Annotated in this window: 17 protein-coding genes; 12 read left to right on the top strand and 5 right to left on the bottom strand. The window is 71.1% G+C overall.

Annotated features, from left to right (window positions below; all coding sequences use genetic code 11):
- Positions 1-151 precede the first annotated feature (151 nt).
- Both FRAAL_RS00425 and FRAAL_RS00420 read left to right on the top strand, forming a co-directional pair.
- On the top strand, positions 152-1477 hold the full coding sequence (locus FRAAL_RS00425) for an HNH endonuclease (protein ID WP_063822583.1): 1326 nt from the start codon (positions 152-154) through the stop codon (positions 1475-1477).
- 138 nt (positions 1478-1615) lie between these two features.
- Positions 1616-1972: a hypothetical protein gene (locus FRAAL_RS00420; RefSeq protein ID WP_041938609.1), complete on the top strand. Its 357-nt coding sequence runs from the start codon at positions 1616-1618 to the stop codon at positions 1970-1972.
- Here the strand turns inward: FRAAL_RS00420 and FRAAL_RS00415 are convergent.
- Positions 1951-2286 (bottom strand): type II toxin-antitoxin system VapB family antitoxin, encoded by a 336-nt coding sequence (locus FRAAL_RS00415; protein ID WP_009741388.1) that lies wholly within the window; start codon positions 2284-2286, stop codon positions 1951-1953. The genes FRAAL_RS00420 and FRAAL_RS00415 overlap by 22 nt on opposite strands.
- Positions 2287-2524: 238 nt before the next feature.
- Between FRAAL_RS00415 and FRAAL_RS00410 the strand changes: the two genes are divergently transcribed.
- The 8 genes from FRAAL_RS00410 to FRAAL_RS00375 all read left to right on the top strand — a co-directional run bounded on the left by FRAAL_RS00410 (position 2525) and on the right by FRAAL_RS00375 (position 9894).
- Positions 2525-3271, top strand: a complete 747-nt coding sequence (locus FRAAL_RS00410; protein WP_173402670.1) for a DUF2470 domain-containing protein — start codon at positions 2525-2527, stop codon at positions 3269-3271.
- Between the two features lie 84 nt (positions 3272-3355).
- Entirely contained in the window at positions 3356-3883 is a 528-nt protein-coding gene (locus FRAAL_RS00405) for a hypothetical protein (RefSeq protein WP_231861439.1), read from the top strand.
- 32 nt (positions 3884-3915) lie between these two features.
- Complete coding sequence (locus FRAAL_RS00400; protein WP_157734314.1) at positions 3916-4461, top strand: OmpA family protein; 546 nt, start codon at positions 3916-3918, stop codon at positions 4459-4461.
- A gap of 43 nt (positions 4462-4504) precedes the next feature.
- Positions 4505-5263, top strand: coding sequence for a metal ABC transporter ATP-binding protein (locus tag FRAAL_RS00395; RefSeq protein WP_011601349.1), 759 nt, complete (start codon positions 4505-4507; stop codon positions 5261-5263).
- Entirely contained in the window at positions 5260-6111 is an 852-nt protein-coding gene (locus FRAAL_RS00390; RefSeq protein ID WP_041938607.1) for a metal ABC transporter permease, read from the top strand. Before FRAAL_RS00395 ends, FRAAL_RS00390 begins: the two co-directional genes overlap by 4 nt.
- Positions 6108-6992: a metal ABC transporter permease gene (locus FRAAL_RS00385; protein WP_011601347.1), complete on the top strand. Its 885-nt coding sequence runs from the start codon at positions 6108-6110 to the stop codon at positions 6990-6992. The genes FRAAL_RS00390 and FRAAL_RS00385 overlap by 4 nt, the downstream gene beginning before the upstream one ends.
- Entirely contained in the window at positions 6993-8207 is a 1215-nt protein-coding gene (locus FRAAL_RS00380) for a pyridoxal phosphate-dependent aminotransferase (RefSeq protein WP_011601346.1), read from the top strand. It abuts the gene before it with no gap.
- A gap of 67 nt (positions 8208-8274) precedes the next feature.
- Positions 8275-9894, top strand: a complete 1620-nt coding sequence (locus FRAAL_RS00375) for a hypothetical protein (RefSeq protein ID WP_231861769.1) — start codon at positions 8275-8277, stop codon at positions 9892-9894.
- On the opposite strand, the gene FRAAL_RS00370 is transcribed toward FRAAL_RS00375, so the two are convergent.
- A complete protein-coding gene (locus tag FRAAL_RS00370) occupies positions 9851-10507 on the bottom strand; it encodes a hypothetical protein (RefSeq protein ID WP_041938606.1) in 657 nt (218 codons plus the stop codon). The two genes, FRAAL_RS00375 and FRAAL_RS00370, sit on opposite strands and share 44 nt — an antisense overlap.
- 89 nt (positions 10508-10596) lie before the next feature.
- Positions 10597-10998, bottom strand: a complete 402-nt coding sequence (locus tag FRAAL_RS00365) for an SCO5389 family protein (RefSeq protein WP_041938605.1) — start codon at positions 10996-10998, stop codon at positions 10597-10599.
- Positions 10999-11351: 353 nt separating this feature from the next.
- On the opposite strand from FRAAL_RS00365, the gene FRAAL_RS00360 reads away from it, so the two are divergent.
- Positions 11352-11873, top strand: a complete 522-nt coding sequence (locus tag FRAAL_RS00360; protein WP_505474300.1) for a Fur family transcriptional regulator — start codon at positions 11352-11354, stop codon at positions 11871-11873.
- Between the two features lie 109 nt (positions 11874-11982).
- On the opposite strand, the gene FRAAL_RS00355 is transcribed toward FRAAL_RS00360, so the two are convergent.
- Positions 11983-13200 carry a CapA family protein gene (locus FRAAL_RS00355; RefSeq protein WP_011601341.1) on the bottom strand — a complete coding sequence of 406 codons (1218 nt, stop codon included), beginning with the start codon at positions 13198-13200 and terminating at the stop codon, positions 11983-11985.
- Positions 13201-13378: 178 nt separating this feature from the next.
- Entirely contained in the window at positions 13379-14308 is a 930-nt protein-coding gene (locus tag FRAAL_RS00350) for an LLM class F420-dependent oxidoreductase (protein ID WP_011601340.1), read from the bottom strand.
- 126 nt (positions 14309-14434) lie between these two features.
- Here FRAAL_RS00350 and pdhA point away from each other — a divergent pair, with 126 nt between their 5' ends.
- On the top strand, positions 14435-15709 hold the full coding sequence (gene pdhA, locus FRAAL_RS00345) for a pyruvate dehydrogenase (acetyl-transferring) E1 component subunit alpha (protein ID WP_041940013.1): 1275 nt from the start codon (positions 14435-14437) through the stop codon (positions 15707-15709).
- Positions 15710-15726: the final 17 nt, after the last annotated feature.

Raw genomic sequence — 15726 nt, 5'->3', positions numbered from 1 at the left:
ATACGCACCGCGGAGCAGAGAGGCATGGACGGTGGCCGCCGCAGCCCCAGAAGGGGCCACCGCGACCGACTGCCATGACAGACGGTCTCCTCGGCGAGAATGGCGTCAGTGCCGCTTGACGAGGGCGCCGACTCGACGCACAATCGAACCCATGTTCGATCGAGACCCCGACGTCGTCCCCCTCCCTGACCTTGAGGTGGAAGTCTGCGGCTGGGCTGGTCGCATCTCGGCCGCAACCTGCCGCTGGCTGACCTTGCTCGCCGCCTTCGACCGCCGGAAGGGCTGGTCCGCAACCGGGCTGCCGACCTGTGCGCACTGGCTGGCCTGGCGCTGCGGGATCGGCCTGCGCGCAAGCTACGAGTATCTGCGCGTCGCTCGCGCACTCCAGACGCTCCCACAGATCAGTGCAACCTTCGCCCGAGGCGAAATCTCCTACTCCAAGGTTCGAGCCATCACACGCGTCGCAACCCCGGAGACGGAGGGCGGGTGGGCTCACGACGCGGCGCGATGCTCAGCCCGCGAACTCGAGCGACTCGTCTCCCTCCAATTGAAGATCAAGGCGGACAGCCGGAACGACCGTGAGAAAAGCGGCGACAAAAAGGACTCCGTGCGCTGTTCCTGGCACTGGAACGAGGATGGCACTTTCTTCCTGATCGCTCATCTCGATGCGGAGCGTGGCGCGGTGGTCGCCAAGGCCCTCGCGATGGCCGCGTCGACTCTCGACCAGTCGGCCAGACCCCGTGACGACGGAAGGAGTACGACCGATTTCCCGGACGGCGGCCAGGAGAAGGCGGTGTCACGGGCCCTGCGAGTCGACGCGCTCGCGGGAGTCGCGGAATCCTTCCTTACCCACGGCGCGCCGGGGCTGACCGATCCGAATTCCTTCACCGTCAACGTGCATGTCGATGTCGACACTCTGATCGGCGGGGACCAAGATCGTCAAGACGACCGTGCCCCGAGAGCAGAGAAGGATGAGTTGAGCGGTCGGACCTGCGAGATCGAGGGCGGTGGCACGCTCCCGCCAAGCGTCGTTCGCCGGCTGTCCTGCAACAGTCTTCTCCGCGCGTTTCTGACCGACCCGAAGGGAAATCCGCTCGCACTCGGCCGCACCCGGCGGAGCCCGTCCACCAAGCTGCGGAGGGCAGTCTACGCGCGGGATAAGGGCGTCTGCCGTTACCCCGGCTGCCGACACACCCAATGGTTGCAGATCCATCACTTGCAGGAATGGGGAGTCGAGAACGGGTTGACGGACCCCGCGAATCTGGTTCTGCTCTGTTCACTCCATCACCGGCTGGTGCACGACAGGAGCCTGACTCTCAAGCGGCGACCGACCGGCGAGCTGCTGGTCTTCCATCCGGACGGAACGGTCATGCAGGAGGCGCCACCGGTCAGCATCGAGCCTGACCCGGTGCGCTTCTTCCACTCCCCCGCGTCCCCTGGGCCAGGCCACGGGTCCTCGGCCGGACAGGCGGCGTGAGCGCCTCCCCGCTGGCCGAGTTCCGGTCGATCAGCACACGTCGCACCCGACCAGACCTCCAGTCTCCTGACCTAGTCTGGTGTGACACGCGGTCGGTTGCCTGGCTACGTGAGGCGATGCCCGTAGGCTCCCGGTCTTGTGAGCCCCATCCTCGCGTCCGGACGAGCTGGGAACTTTCTCCGATCTGTCTTGATCATTCTTCTGCTCGTTCTGATGATGCGGACGGCCTACCTCCTGTGGTTCTTCCACACTCCGGCCTGGACGTCGCGGCCGCATGACATCCGCTACTGCGGCGGATGGTACGAGCGCGCCGACGCGCCAGACGTCACTGGCCGACAGGCCAGGAGGACCGCCGGCGGAAACCTCAAGCCAGTGATGCGGTCACCGGTCTTTCGGCCGATCACCGCCTACCGTCCGTCCTCGACCTGCCCGCAGTATCTGTTCGCCAAGGTTGGCAAGGACGTCTACGTGACCTACCGCGCCACCGAAGACTGAGCGGAGTCACTCAACGCCGGTCCAGTGAGCACGTACACCCGAGCGTGTATCGATGTGCGCTGCTGCAGCGCCGCGCGGACCGCCCGATGCAACCCATCCTCGAGGTAGAGAGCGCCACCCCACTCGATCACATGCGGGAAGAGGTCTCCATAGAAGGTCGAGTCCTCATCGAGCAGCACATCGAGCGCCAGCACCCGCTTCGTCGTGACGAGCTGATCGAGCCGGACCTGGCGAGGGGGAATGGCCGCCCAGTCCCGCTGGCCAAGGCCGTGCTCGGGGTACGGGCGACCGTCTCCGACCAACTTGAAGATCACCGGCACCTCCTCCTCGAGGGCGAGACTTCCGTCGACTACGACAGCCTAGAATCCCCGCCCCGTCTATAAGACCCCGGTCGGCCCGGAGCGGGAACCGGGTGGACATCAGGACCACGGCCGCGTGGCGGATCCCCACATCGGGCCTGAGTATCTCTTGACCTCCACGCCCGGCCTGGCTTAAGTAAGCCTAACCTGAATACATGGAGGTCCAGTGTCGTCACCAGCCCACACTCACGACATGATCGCGATGGCTCGACGGGCGAGGACGGTCCTCGCCGGTGGCCGCACGGCACTACTGACTCTCCCCTGTGAGCAGGCACGGGGCTGGGTGGGAGTGATCGACGACGGAGGTGAGCCGGTACTGATGGCGAGCGCTGACGGTCGACTGGCCAGCGCCGCCAGGAGCGGGAGGCGGAGCTGGGTCGAGGTGCCGGGACACGCCGGCGAGCGTCTGATCCTGACTGGTCCCCTGCGCTTGGTGCCGGGCACCACGGAGCAGATCCTGAGCCGGCTCGCCGATCTGGGTCGCACCGTCAGCACGGAGGACGGCGTCACCGATGGCCTTTCCGTGCTGGCGCTCTCAGTCGACGACGTGGTGCTCTGCCTACCCACAGTGATCATGGACGGTCGTCCACGCCGATGGCCCTCCGCCACGGTGGACCGGCGCATCGACCTGACGTCCTATGCGTTTGCCGAGCCGGATCTGATCAGCGCCTACGCGCCGGAGCTCATCGAGCATCTCAACGTGGGACATGCTGACCAGATGCGCCAGCTCGCCCGACACGCTCGGCCGGCGGAGACCGAGGGCGACATCGCCGGCGTCCAGGTCAGTGGCCTGGATCGGTACGGCTTGGATCTGTGGCGGGTGGACAGCGCCGGAGCCGAGCAGGTGCGGGTCGCATTCCGGCAGCCCCTCGTCGAGCCGCGCTCCCTCGGCCGCGAACTTCGCCGATTGCTCGACCAGTCGGCCAACACCTCCGAATGACGCCCATAATCGGCTCCGGACGTTTCTGCCCCGCGCCCGGAGGCTCAGATGCCGCGATCGCGTCACCGACTGAGTTGTGTCGTCATGGCACTGGCCACGCTCGCGGCACTGACCGCCGCATCCTGTTCCGGCGGATCGGACAGCATCGACAGACCCGGTCCGGCCGCCGAGTCCGCGCGGCCGGCGGGTCCGGCGTCGCCGAGGAGCGAGAGCCCGGAGGTCGCCCGCACCGCTCGGCTCACCGCCGGCGAGAACGGCCCGGTCGAGATCGGGCTCGTCGACCTGCGGATCAGCGGCAGACTCGCCATCCTGCGGCTGACCTTCACACCGCACCTGCGCACCGACCGCCCCGGCGGCATCTCCCTGCTGGACATGGCGGGTGGTCGAGGCGGCAGCGTGAGCCTGGTCGACACGGAGAACCTGCGCCGCTACCTGGTCGTCCGCGACAGCCACAATGAGCCGCTCGGTCCGATCCCGGGCGTCGTCCGCACCGCCAACGATCGCCCGCTCAACCTGACCTTCACGTTCGCCGCGCCACCGGCGGAGGTCAAGAAGATCGATGTCTATCTGGACGATCAGATCGTCTTCGACGGTGCGGACATCGCTTCGTGAGTAGCCCTCGCCTCGCGAGTAGCCCTCGCCTCGTGAGCGGTGGGCCCCGAGCGATGGTGGCGCTGGTCGCCGTGCTGGCGCTCGTCGCCGCGGCCCCTGTGCCGGACGACGAGGTGCGCGCCGCGGTGCACACGCTGCGGACCGACGACGCGGTCCGCCCGATCGACCTCGACAGGAGCGTCGTCGAGCTTCGCACCGAGGAACATCGCGGCGCCGAGACCACGCTCGTCCTGAGCGCAGACGTGTTGTTCGCCTTCGACTCGGCCGAGCTCACCGCGACCGCGCGTCGCCAGATCGCCGACGTGGCGGGTCGGCTCGCCGGGTCCGCCGCGCCGATCCGGGTGGACGGATACACCGACAGCTTCGGCACTCCGGCCTACAACGTGATCCTGTCCCAACGGCGCGCCAGCGCCGTCGCCGATCTCCTGCGTCCCGCGGCGCCGGCCGGGTTTCTCGTCTCCGCCAGGGGCCATGGATCCGCCGATCCGATCGCCCATGACACCCTGCCCGACGGCTCGGACGACCCGGCCGGACGAGCGATCAACCGCCGAGTGACAATCACGTACGGCGGCCAGTGAGTCCAATTTGACATCGGCATCGACAATCGTTTCCAATTAGGTCATGTCCCGACCCGCCGCGATCGTCTTCGACCAGGCGAGCATCGCCTATGGGCGGGTGCCTGCGTTGGAGCAGGTCCACGGCACGGTGCGCCAAGGGGAGATCGTCGCGCTCGTCGGGCCGAACGGTGCCGGCAAGTCGACCCTGATCAAGGCGCTGCTCGGCCTGGTGCCGGTCGCGTCGGGTTCGATCACCGTCCTCGGCCTGCCACCCGCGCAGGCGCGCCGGCTGGTCGCCTACGTGCCGCAGGCGGACACGCTCGACCCGGACTTCCCGGTCTCGGTGGCGCAGGTCGTCCTGATGGGCCGCTACCGGCGGATCGGCTGGCTGCGGCCGCCCGGGCGGGCTGATCGGGACGCGGCCGCCGAGGCGCTGGCGGCGGTGGGCCTCGCGCACCGGGCGGCGGACCGGTTCGGCACGCTGTCCGGGGGGCAGCGCCAGCGGGTGCTGCTCGCGCGGGCGATCGCGGCACAACCACAGGCGCTGCTGCTCGACGAGCCCTTCAACGGGGTCGACGCGGTCTCCCAGGAGGCTCTGCTGGCCACGATCAAGACTCTCGCCGCCGGCGGCGCCGCGGTCGTCGTGTCCACCCACGACCTGGGCCTTGCACAGTTGACCTGCGACGGCATTTGCCTGCTCAACCGGCATCAGTTCGGCTTCGGGCCGCCGGGGGACGTGCTCACCCCCGATCTGCTGCGCGCCGCCTATGGCGGGGCGGCACTGGAGCTGGGCGATCGCGGGCTGATCGTCGCCCGCTCATGATCGACATTCTGATCACCCCGTTTGACCGGCCGTACATGACCCGGGCTCTCATCGAGGCGCTGCTCCTCGGTGCACTCTGCGGCGCGGTCGGCGTGTATGTGCTGCTACGACGACTGGCGTTCCTGACCGACGCCGTCACCCACACCGTCTTTCCCGGGGTCGTCGTCGGGTTTCTGGTCTCGGGCCGGTCCGGCATCGTGCCGGGTGCGCTCGTCTGCGCGGTGGCCGCCGCCGCCCTGTTCACGGCGATCGCGGCGACCCGGCGGGTAAACGAGGACGCGACCCTGGCCGTGCTGCTGACGGCCTTCTTCGCGGTGGGGGTGATCCTCATCTCGCGGCAGCACTCGTACACCGCCGATCTCACCGCCTTCCTGTTCGGCCACGTGCTGACCATCGACATCACGGACATCGTGTTCACCGCGGTGGTGACCGCGCTGGCCGGCCTGGTCCTGCTCGGGCTGGGCAAGGAGCTGCTGCTGCGGGCCTTCGACCCCGAGTGGGCCCGGGCGGCGGGCTACCGGATCACCGCGCTCGACCTGGTCAGCAACATGATGATCGCGCTGGTCGTGGTCGCCTCGGTCCAGGCTGTCGGCACCGTGCTCGTGATCGCGATGCTCGTCGTGCCGGCCGCGGCGGCGCGGCTGCTGTCCGCGCGGCTCGGCGTCATCGTCGCCGTGGCGGTGCTCCTCGGCATGATCGGCGCCTGGCTGGGGCTCGCCACCAGCTACGAGGCGTCGGTTGGTCATGACCTGCGGCTCGCCGCCGGGGCCACCATCGTGCTCGTCCTCGTCGCGTTCTACGCCCTGGCGGCGCTCGGCCAGGCCACCCGGCGGCTGGTGCGGCGATGATCCTGTTCTCCTCCCTCGGCGACGGCTACGTGCGGCGCGCGCTGCTGGAGGTCGTGATCGTCGGGGTGCTCTGCGGGGCGGTCGGCGTCCATGTCGTGCTGCGCCGGCTGAGCTTCCTGACCATGGCGTTGACCCACGCGACCTTCCCCGGGGTGGTGATCGCGACGCTGCTCGGCCTGGGTCTCGTCCTCGGCGCGGGGGTCTTCGGCGTGCTTCTCGTGGGTGTCGTGGCGGCGCTGACGGGCCCGCGCGGCGCCGAGCACGGGCGGGAGACCACCAGCGTCACCGCCGTAGTGCTCTCCGGCGGCTTCGCCCTGGGAATGGCGCTGATGTCGACGCAGGAGGGCTTCAGCCGGGACCTCACCGCCTTCCTGGTCGGTTCGGTGCTCACCGTCCAGTCGAGCGATCTGGTCGTCAGCGCGGCGACGACAGCGGTCGTGCTGGGGGGGCTGGCGGCGCTGCGCAAGGAGCTGCACCTCGCCGCCTTCGATCCGGACGCCCTCGCCGCCGCGGGCTATCCGGCCCGCCGGCTTGATCTTGTCCTGCTGCTGGCGCTCGAGGCGACGGTGGTGACCTCCCTGCCCGCGGTCGGCACGATCATGGCGGTCGCTCTGATCGTGGGTCCGGCAGCGACGGCCCGGCTCTGGTGCTCGCGGACCTCCACGATGACCGCCGTGGCCATGGGTCTCGGCGTCGCCTCCGGGGTGATCGGACTTGCTGTCAGCGAGCAGTGGAACGTCGCGGCCGGCGGCGCGATCGTCCTGTCCGTCGCCGCGTTCTTCATGGTCTCGCTGGTGTTGCGGTCACTCCCGTGGGGTGAACTGGCCGTCGCGGCCGCGGGCCGCCGGAAATCCGCTGGACGCCCCACCTACTCTGGGTAGATGGAGTTCACCCAGTCCGACAAGCTCGCCGACGTCTGTTACGACGTCCGTGGGCCTGTCCTCGACGAAGCGACCCGGCTGGAAGCCGCGGGCGCGCGCATCCTCAAGCTGAACATCGGCAACCCGGCGCCGTTCGGCTTCTCCGCACCGCCGGAGGTACTTGAGGCCGTCGTGGCAAACCTGGCGGGCGCACAGGGGTACAGCGACTCCAAGGGACTGCGCGCCGCGCGCGAGGCGGTCGTTGGCTACCACAACCGCAAGGGCATCGCCGGAATCACGCCCGAGAGCGTGTATCTGGGCAACGGCGTCTCCGAGATGATCATGATGTCGTTGCAGGCGCTGCTCAACAACGGCGACGAGGTGCTGCTACCGGCGCCCGACTACCCGCTGTGGACGGCCGTGGTGAGCCTCTGCGGCGGGCGGCCGGTGCACTACCTCTGTGACGAGACCGCCGGGTGGGCGCCGGACGTGGCGGACATCGCCCGCAAGGTCACTCCGCGGACCAGGGCGATCGTCATCATCAACCCGAACAACCCCACCGGCGCCGTCTACGAGCGGCGGGTGCTGGAGGACATCGTCGAGGTCGCGCGGCGCCATCATCTGATGCTGCTGTCCGACGAGATCTACGACCGGATCCTCTACGACGACGCCGAGCACGTCGCGACCGCGTCGCTGGCCCCGGACCTGGTCTGTATGACCTTCAACGGCCTGTCGAAGGCCTACCGGCTGGCGGGGTTCCGCTCCGGCTGGATGGTCCTGTCGGGCCCGCGCGGACACGCCTCGTCCTACATCGAGGGGCTGAACATCCTCGCGAACATGCGGCTGTGCGCGAACGTGCCCGGGCAGTTCGCGACGCTCGCCGCCCTCGCCGAGGACGGCGGTGCGGGCGATCTCGTCCTGCCCGGCGGCCGGCTGCGGGAACAGCGGGACACGGTCGTGAAGCTGCTCAACGACATCCCTGGGGTGTCCTGCGTGCCACCGCGAGGCGCGCTGTACGCGTTCCCGAGGCTCGATCCCGAGGTCTACCCGATCGTGGACGACGAGCGGTTCGTCTTCGACCTGCTGGCAGCCGAGAAGATACTTCTCGTTCAGGGCACGGGCTTCAACTGGCCGCATCCCGACCACGTCCGGATCGTCACGCTGCCCTCGGTGGACGATCTCACCGACGCCGTCGGGCGGATCGACCGGTTCCTGGCCCGGTACAAGCAGAACTAGTCCTATCGACACCATCGACGAGGTTGTCCACAGGCAGGCGGGGTCTTGTGGACAACCTGTGGATAACATGCGCCGCGACCTGCGGGTCGCACTCCTGCTCGCCGTCGCCGCCGTCGCGGTGGAGATCGCGCTGCACGCTCGGATCGGGCGGCCGCTCTGGTACGACGAGCTGTGGCGCCCGCACTTCGCGGGCGAGCCGTGGCCAACGTTCTGGTCGGAGCTCAGGTCGGCGAACGCGCCGTCGTCGCTGGGGTCGATCGCGCTGACCCGGGTGACCGGCGACGTGCTGGGCTGGCACGCCTGGGCGCTGCGCACCGTGACGGCCGGAGTCTGGCTGCCGGTGCTGGCGGTGGCTACGTTCCTGTCCGCGCGGCGCTTCACCGGCGTCCTGCCGGCGGCGGGCGGCGCGGTCGCGGTGGCGCTGAGCGGCACCGTCGTCGACTCCGGCACCCAGCTCAAGCCCTACGTCCTCGAGGCGGTCGTCTCCCTCGCGATCTTCGCCCTGTGGACGTCGCCCGGCGCGCCGCTGCGGAAACGGACCGTCGCCGGCGCCCTGGCCGCGGTCTCGCTGCCCGCCGTGTTCCTGCTGGTGCCGCTGGCCGTGGGCGACCTCGTCCGCGACCGCCGGACCAGCTGGCGCGCCGCGCCGGCGCTGCTGCTGGCCGCCGGGCACACGCTGCTGTTCGTCTCCCACCAGTCCAGCCAGCGCGCGAGCCATTTCTGGGACGATCAGTTCCTCGCCGGGCGAGGCGTTCTCGGCGGGCTGCGCTTCACCGCCGACCAGGTGATCGCGGTGCTGGGCGGCGCGCCACCCGGCATCGATCGCTACGACCCCAATCTGGTGCACTCCCTGCTCGAGGGTCACCGACTCGCCACGATCGCCGTGGGGACCGCGACGGCCGTCGCCATGCTCGCGGGCGCCCGGACGCTGCGCCGCCGGGCCGACGGCGCGACGCTGCTGTGGAGCCTGATCGGCGCCGAGCTTCTCCAGCTCGCGGCGAGCGGCGGGCGTTACTGGCCCTTCGGGGCATGCCGGCCGAACCTGTTCCTGGTCCCGCTGCTGACCATCGTCGCGGCGGTCGGCGCGGGCGAGCTGGCAGCCGCGGCCCGTCGGCACCGCGTCGGTGGAGATGGCGGCGGCAGGGGCAGGCGCGGTCACGTCATCAGCGCGGCCAGCGTGCTCTGCCTCGCGGGCATCGCGGCGACGCCGGTCTGCGCGGCCGCCGGGATCGGCACCCTGTGGCGGGAGCGTCACGAGGTGCGCCCGATCGAGGGCATGGTGGATGCCACGCTGGCCGTGCGGGAGCAGTACCGGCCGGGTGACGCCGTCATCGTCGGCGGCCGCCTCGCCCGGGCGGGCTGGCTGTACGGGATGGAGCTCAGCGCCGACGGCCCGCGGCGGCCAGGCGCACGGGTACCGCGCTCGGCGACGACGTTCCTGACCGGGATCGGTCGCGGCGGGGCGGAGCGAGCCGTGCGGACCCGCCAGCATCCCCCGCAGCGCGTCCTGCTGTTCGTCCTCGCCTACGACCGCCGGGGTACGGCGGCGGAGCTCGCCACCCTGCGCGGCGGCGGGTGGTGCAACCGCGGCGTCCGCTCGTTCCCGCTGACCGGGACGCTGCACGAGCTCGACCGCTGCCCGGTCACGGAGCGGCGGGGGCCGCCGTCGCCATCGGCTGGCCGATGATCGCCGCCAGCGCCGCCCACTCGCGGTCACCGTCGGCCAGCGAGGTGACGATGCGCTGCTGCAGGATGCCGACCTCGATGCGGGTGCCGTCGAACAGCTGGGCGCAGGAGGCCGCTGCCGCGGTATAGCCGCGGCCTCCTGCGTCATAGCGGGCCCGCGCCGCAGTGGTGGGTGGTACCGGGGCGGTGATCGCCGCCGCGATGTCGGTCCCGAGCGTGGCACACGCGGGTTTCAGGGCGGCGCCGTTCTGCGCGGCGAGCTGGGAACGGACGGTGGCCACGTCGGTGGCCACCCGGATCCGTAGGCCCTCACTCCCGTGGTACCAGGACGCCAGCTCCGCGGCGTCGTTCTCGGTGGACACCGGGACGGCGGAGACGGAGGCCGACGGGACCGGCGCGGACAGGACCGGAGCCGACGGGACGGCAGCGGTGGTACTCGCGTGCGGGCCCCCGGCGGGCAGACCGGACGCGGGCTGCTCGTCTCCGCTCGCGATGGCCACCGTGCCACCGATGATCAGCGCGATCACGCCCAGGATGGCAAGCCGGCTCCCGACCGGATTCTGCAACGGGTCTGGCTCGCGCAGCCAACCCGGCCGGCCGCCCTGCCGCGCCATGCCGATCCTCCTCCGCCCATCCGGCCCTGACACCCCGACGCAGCGCAAAGGTTATGCCGCGGACAGTGGCCGGCAGGCGCCGGGGGAGCTCAGCAGTTGACCAGCTCGGGCTTCTGATGGAGAACCTGCGCCTCGCGGGAGACGAACTGCCGGTACTGCTCCCCACCGACCGCGTCGAGGCCGAACATCCCGACCCGGTGGCAGTTCTGGAACACCAGGGCCACGCCGAAATGCCGCTCCAACGCCGAGCGGATGGAGGTGCTGGCCATCGCCCGCAGTAGTTGGCCGCCCGCCGAGTCGGTGGGGGGCGTGCCGTCGAAGGCGGTGAAGTCCGACCCTGCGGCGCGGGCCGGCCCGAGCTCGGCCGCGAGCCGCTCGACCAGCTCGTAGGCGAACGGCAGCGAGGTGCGGACGCAGTCCAGGAACGCCTCGTCGGTCAGTTCGCCGGCGCTGGCTGCCTCGACGAGCTGTGGAGTGACCGTCAGTGACATTGAAACCTCCATGGGTGGTGGCGAGCCTGTTCCCGCCGTGATCCACTCTTTCGGAAACGGATTTCATTGTCAATAATATTGCCATCGGAGTGCCATCAGGGTCGGCCGGACGGCCCTGACAGCGCGCGAAGGTGAGAAAATGAGACGGTGAGTCCCTCGACCCTCGACCCGAGCCGCGAGGAACGTCGCGGCTCGGCCGGGGTTGACGGCGCCTCAACCTCGGAACGCCTTGGGCCTCGGGACCTCCCGGACCTCGGAGGCGTCTCGGACCTCGGAGCGTCTCGGATCTCAAGGGCGTCCGGGACCTCAAGGGCGTCCCGGACCAGAGCACGGACGTGGCGAAGGGAGTGGCGGTGAACATCACGAGGGACGAGTCCAGCTCGGCTGACGCGGACCCGTCCTCGCGGCGGGATCCGGCGGCACCCGTGACCGGCCGTGGCGGCGCGGCGGCGCGCGGCGCACCCGGCCGCGGCACGGCGGTGCGCGCCACCCGGCAGGGCGACGCGGTGTGCGCCGCCCTCACCGAGACCGACGCCTTCACCAGCGCTCAGGAGCTGCATGCCCTACTGCGCTCACGGGGCGCCGGGGTCGGGTTGACCACCGTGTACCGCCATCTCCAGGTGCTGGTGGACCGCGGTGAGGTCGACATGATCCGCCGCGACGATGGCGAGACGGTCTACCGGCGCTGCGCCACCGAGGCGCACCACCACCACCTCGTCTGCCGGCTCTGCGGGCGGACCGTGGAGATCGCCGGTCCGGAGATCGAGGCGTGGACCGCCGCCATCGCCGACGCCGAGGGCTTTGTCGACGTCGAGCACACCGTCGAGATCTACGGCACGTGCGCCGGCTGTGCCGCAGCCTCGGCCGCTTCCTGAACCAGCACGGACCGAACTGGCAGGACTCGATCCAGCTCGGGTCGGGCCATCGATCGGCGAGCCATCGATCGGCGAGCCATTGACGGGCGAGCCGACGAGGGGCGAAGCCTCAGGGGGCGGTGGCCGCGAGGCCGGTGCAGGCGCGCAGGGCGTTCCAGGCGGCGAGTGCCTGACTGCCGGCGCCGCCGCTCAGCGGCCGCGGCGCGCCCCCCACGATCCGGGCGGGCACCCAGGTTGCGTCGGTGACCGCCCGGCCGGCCACGGTCAGGCGCAGCACCCCGGACTCGGTGTTGCGGCCGGTCCCGGAGGAGTAGAAGACGAAGTTTCCCAGGCCGTAGTCGACGTAGACGCCGTCGCTGGTCCACCCCGCCCCGAGCAGGACGTGGGCGTGGCTGCCGACGACGACGTCCGCCCCGGCCGCGGTGAGCCGGGGGACCAGGGATCGCTGCGCGTCGCTCGGGCACTGCTGCTGTTCGACCCCCCAGTGCAGGAACACGACGACCGTGTCGGCCCGCGCCCGCGCCGCCCGCACGGCGGCGACCAGTTTGTCGACCTCCTTCGCCGAGGCGAGGCCGGGCTTGTGCGGCCCGGCGGTCCAGGCGGGGACGAGCTGGTCGTCGAGTACCTGGGTCGCCCCGATGACGGCGATACGCTGCCCCTTCACCGTCGTCGTGTACGGGGTGAAGGCGCTTGTGTCGTCCTCGCCGATGCCGATGACCGGGAAATGGGCGTTACGGGCGTTGCGCAGCGAGTCCTGCAGCCCGGCCAGGCCGTAGTCCATGCCGTGGTTGTTCGCCATGGTCACGACGTCGATGCCGGCGGCGCGCACCGCGTCGAACGCGGTGGGCGGGGCACGGAAGGTGAACTCCTTCGGCGCCGGGGTGCCGCCGTCGGTCACCGCGGTTTCCAGGTTCGCGACGGCGAGGTCCGCGGCGGACAGCGTCGCCGAGATCGGCCCGATCGCCGTGGCCGGATCGGCCGCGAGACGCTGGCCGGGCGTGCCGGCGAAGTGGATGTCACCGCCGAACGCGATCGTGATGGGCTGCCCCGTCGGCCGGCGCGGGCCGTTGCCGACCGGGCCGGAGCCGCCGGCCGAACCGCTGCCCCCGGCCGTCGCCCCCGAGGCCGCCGGAGAACCGCTCCCACCCGGACGGGCGGCCGCGGCCGTCGCCCCGCTCGGCGCGGGAGTCCGATCCGCGTCGTGGCCGTAGGGCATCGAGCAGGCGACGAGCCCGACCAGCAGGACTCCGGCCGTGCCGAGGGCCAGCCCCGCGGCTCCCGACCGGTGCCCGGTCAACCGCCGCGCGAACGCCCCACGCCCGCCCATGCCGCGTTCCTCCGTCCGACGACCCCGTCCGGCAAGCCTCGCCGACCTCGCCGCGCCGGGCCAGCGGACGTCACCGGACCGACAGCCGGGACAGGGTAACCAGCCGAGACCGGGAGCTGACGGCGGTCACACCACCGGCAGCGGTCGGAGGCTGGTGGTAGTCGGAGGCTGGCAGCAGTCACAGGGTCGACAGCGCCGGGGCCAGCTCGCGCCACTGCCGACGGGGTAGCCCGCGCCGGTCGAAGTCCAGGACCTGCACGGCGACCTGGTCGGCCCCGGCGTCGAGATGCTCGGAGATCCGGCCGAGCAGGACGTCGGCGTCGCCCCAGGGGACGATCGTGTCGACCAGGCGGTCGGAGCCCGCGCCGGCGAGATCGTCGTCGTCGAACCCGAACCGGCGCAGGTTCGAGGTGTAGTTCGGCAGCCGCAGGTAGGACCCGGTGTGCCGGCGTGCCAGCTCCCGGGCCTGTTCGGGGTCGTCGTGCAGGACGAACGCCTGCTCGGGGACGAGCAGCTTGTCCGGGCCGAGGATCTCGCGAGCCGCCGCGGTGTGCTCCGGCGGGACGAAGTAGGTGTGCGCGCCGTCGGCGCGATCGCGGGCGAGACCCAGCATCTTCGGCCCCAGCGCGGCGAGGACCCGCGGCGGGGGCTCGACCGGCGCCACCGCCCGGTACTGCTCGGCGGCCATCAGGTCCATCTCGTCGAGGTAGGCCGCCATCTGCGCGAGCGGGCGGGTGTAGGGGGCGCCTCGGATGTGCATCAGCTCGGCGTGGGAGACGCCCAGCCCGAGCAGGAAGCGGCCGGGGAACGCCTCCGCGAGGGCGAGCTGGGCGGCGGTCATCGTCAGCGGATTGCGGGCGAGGATCTGCGCGATCCCGGTCGCGATCGTGATCCGCGAGGTGGCTGCGAGGGCGAGGCTCGCGGTGACCAGGACCTCCCGGCCCTTGACCTCACCCGTCCACAGGGTGGGGTAGCCGAGCTCGTCCAGCTCGGCGATGGCCTCCCGGACGACGCCGGCCGGAGAGAAGTCGAACTGCCCGCTCCAGACGCCGACCTTCCCGATGTCGCGGCGGGCCGGCGGGCGGGGCACGTCCTGCGCACTCGTCACCGCGACACCGTACCGACCCGGAACCCCGGCACTGAGCGGGGCGGCCGGACCATCCGCGCGGCGGACTCGCAGATCGGGTTGCCGGCCTCCGTCTGAGGTCTATCGTTGCCGAGTGTGACGGAGCTCATGCAGCTACTCACTCCGACCGGTCATCGGATCACCGTCGCGTCCCGGGCCAGGACTCCCGAACCGGACGCGCCGCCCGCCGCGGCGCTCGACCGGCTGGCAGACGCACCGTCGGCAGCGGGCCCGGAAGCCGGGTCGCTTGACGGGGAGCTCACCGCCGTCGACATCGACCTGCCCGCGTACGTCGCCGACCTCACCGACGACGAGCTGTTCGGCCTGTACCGGGACATGGTGCTGGTCCGGCGCATGGACGAGGAGGCAACCAGCCTGCAGCGCCAGGGCGAGCTCGGGTTGTGGGCGAGCCTGCGCGGCCAGGAAGCCGCGCAGGTCGGGTCCGGGCGGGCGCTCGGACCCGACGACATGGCCTTCCCGTCCTACCGCGAGCACGGGGTGGCCTGGTGCCGCGGCGTCGACCCGGCGGCGGTCCTGGCCATCTTCCGCGGCGTCAACCTCGGTGGCTGGGATCCGGCCACGCATGGCTTCGCCCTCTACTCGATCGTCGTCGGTTCACAGACGCTGCACGCCACCGGCTACGCGATGGGGATGGCCTGGGACCGCTCGGCCGGCGCCGCGATCGCCTACTTCGGCGACGGTGCGTCCAGCGAGGGCGACGTCAACGAGGCGTTCGGCTGGGCGAGCGTGTACCGCGCCCCGCTGGTGTTCTTCTGCCAGAACAACCAGTGGGCCATCTCGGAGCCGACCCGCCGGCAGACCCGGACCGAGATCTTCCACCGGGCGGCGGGATTCGGCTTCCCCAGCGTGCGCGTCGACGGCAACGACGTGCTGGCGTGCCTCGCCGTGTCCCGGTGGGCGCTGGCGACCGCGCGGGCCGGCCGCGGGCCGGTGCTCGTCGAGGCGGTGACGTACCGGATGGGCGCGCACACGACCGCCGACGACCCCACCCGTTACAGGTCGCCGGTCGAGCTCGAGGCGTGGAGTCGGCGTGATCCCCTGGACCGGATGCGGGCCCATCTCGCGGCCTGTGGCCTGCTCGGTGAGGAGCGTGACCGACATCTGGCCCTCGAGGCCGACGCCTTCGCCCATGAGCTGCGCAACCGCTGCACGGCGATGCTCGACCCGGATCCGACCAGCCTGTTCGACCATGTGCAGGTCACCGAGAATGGGCTGGTGGCGCAGCAGCGTTCGGCGTTCGCCGCGACGCTCGATCCGAGTGACGGAGGGACGGACGACCGGCCCGACCGGCAGGATCGGCTCGGCACGCGGGACGGGCTCGGCACGCGGGAAGGGCTCGCACGCGGGATGGGCTCGGAGTGAGGGATGGGCTCGGAGTG

This window comes from Frankia alni ACN14a (genome assembly GCF_000058485.1).
In the GTDB taxonomy this organism is placed as follows: Bacteria; Actinomycetota; Actinomycetes; order Frankiales; family Frankiaceae; genus Frankia; species Frankia alni.
Note: the sequence above shows the minus strand (reverse complement) of the source record. Positions and strands in the feature narration are given on the sequence as shown.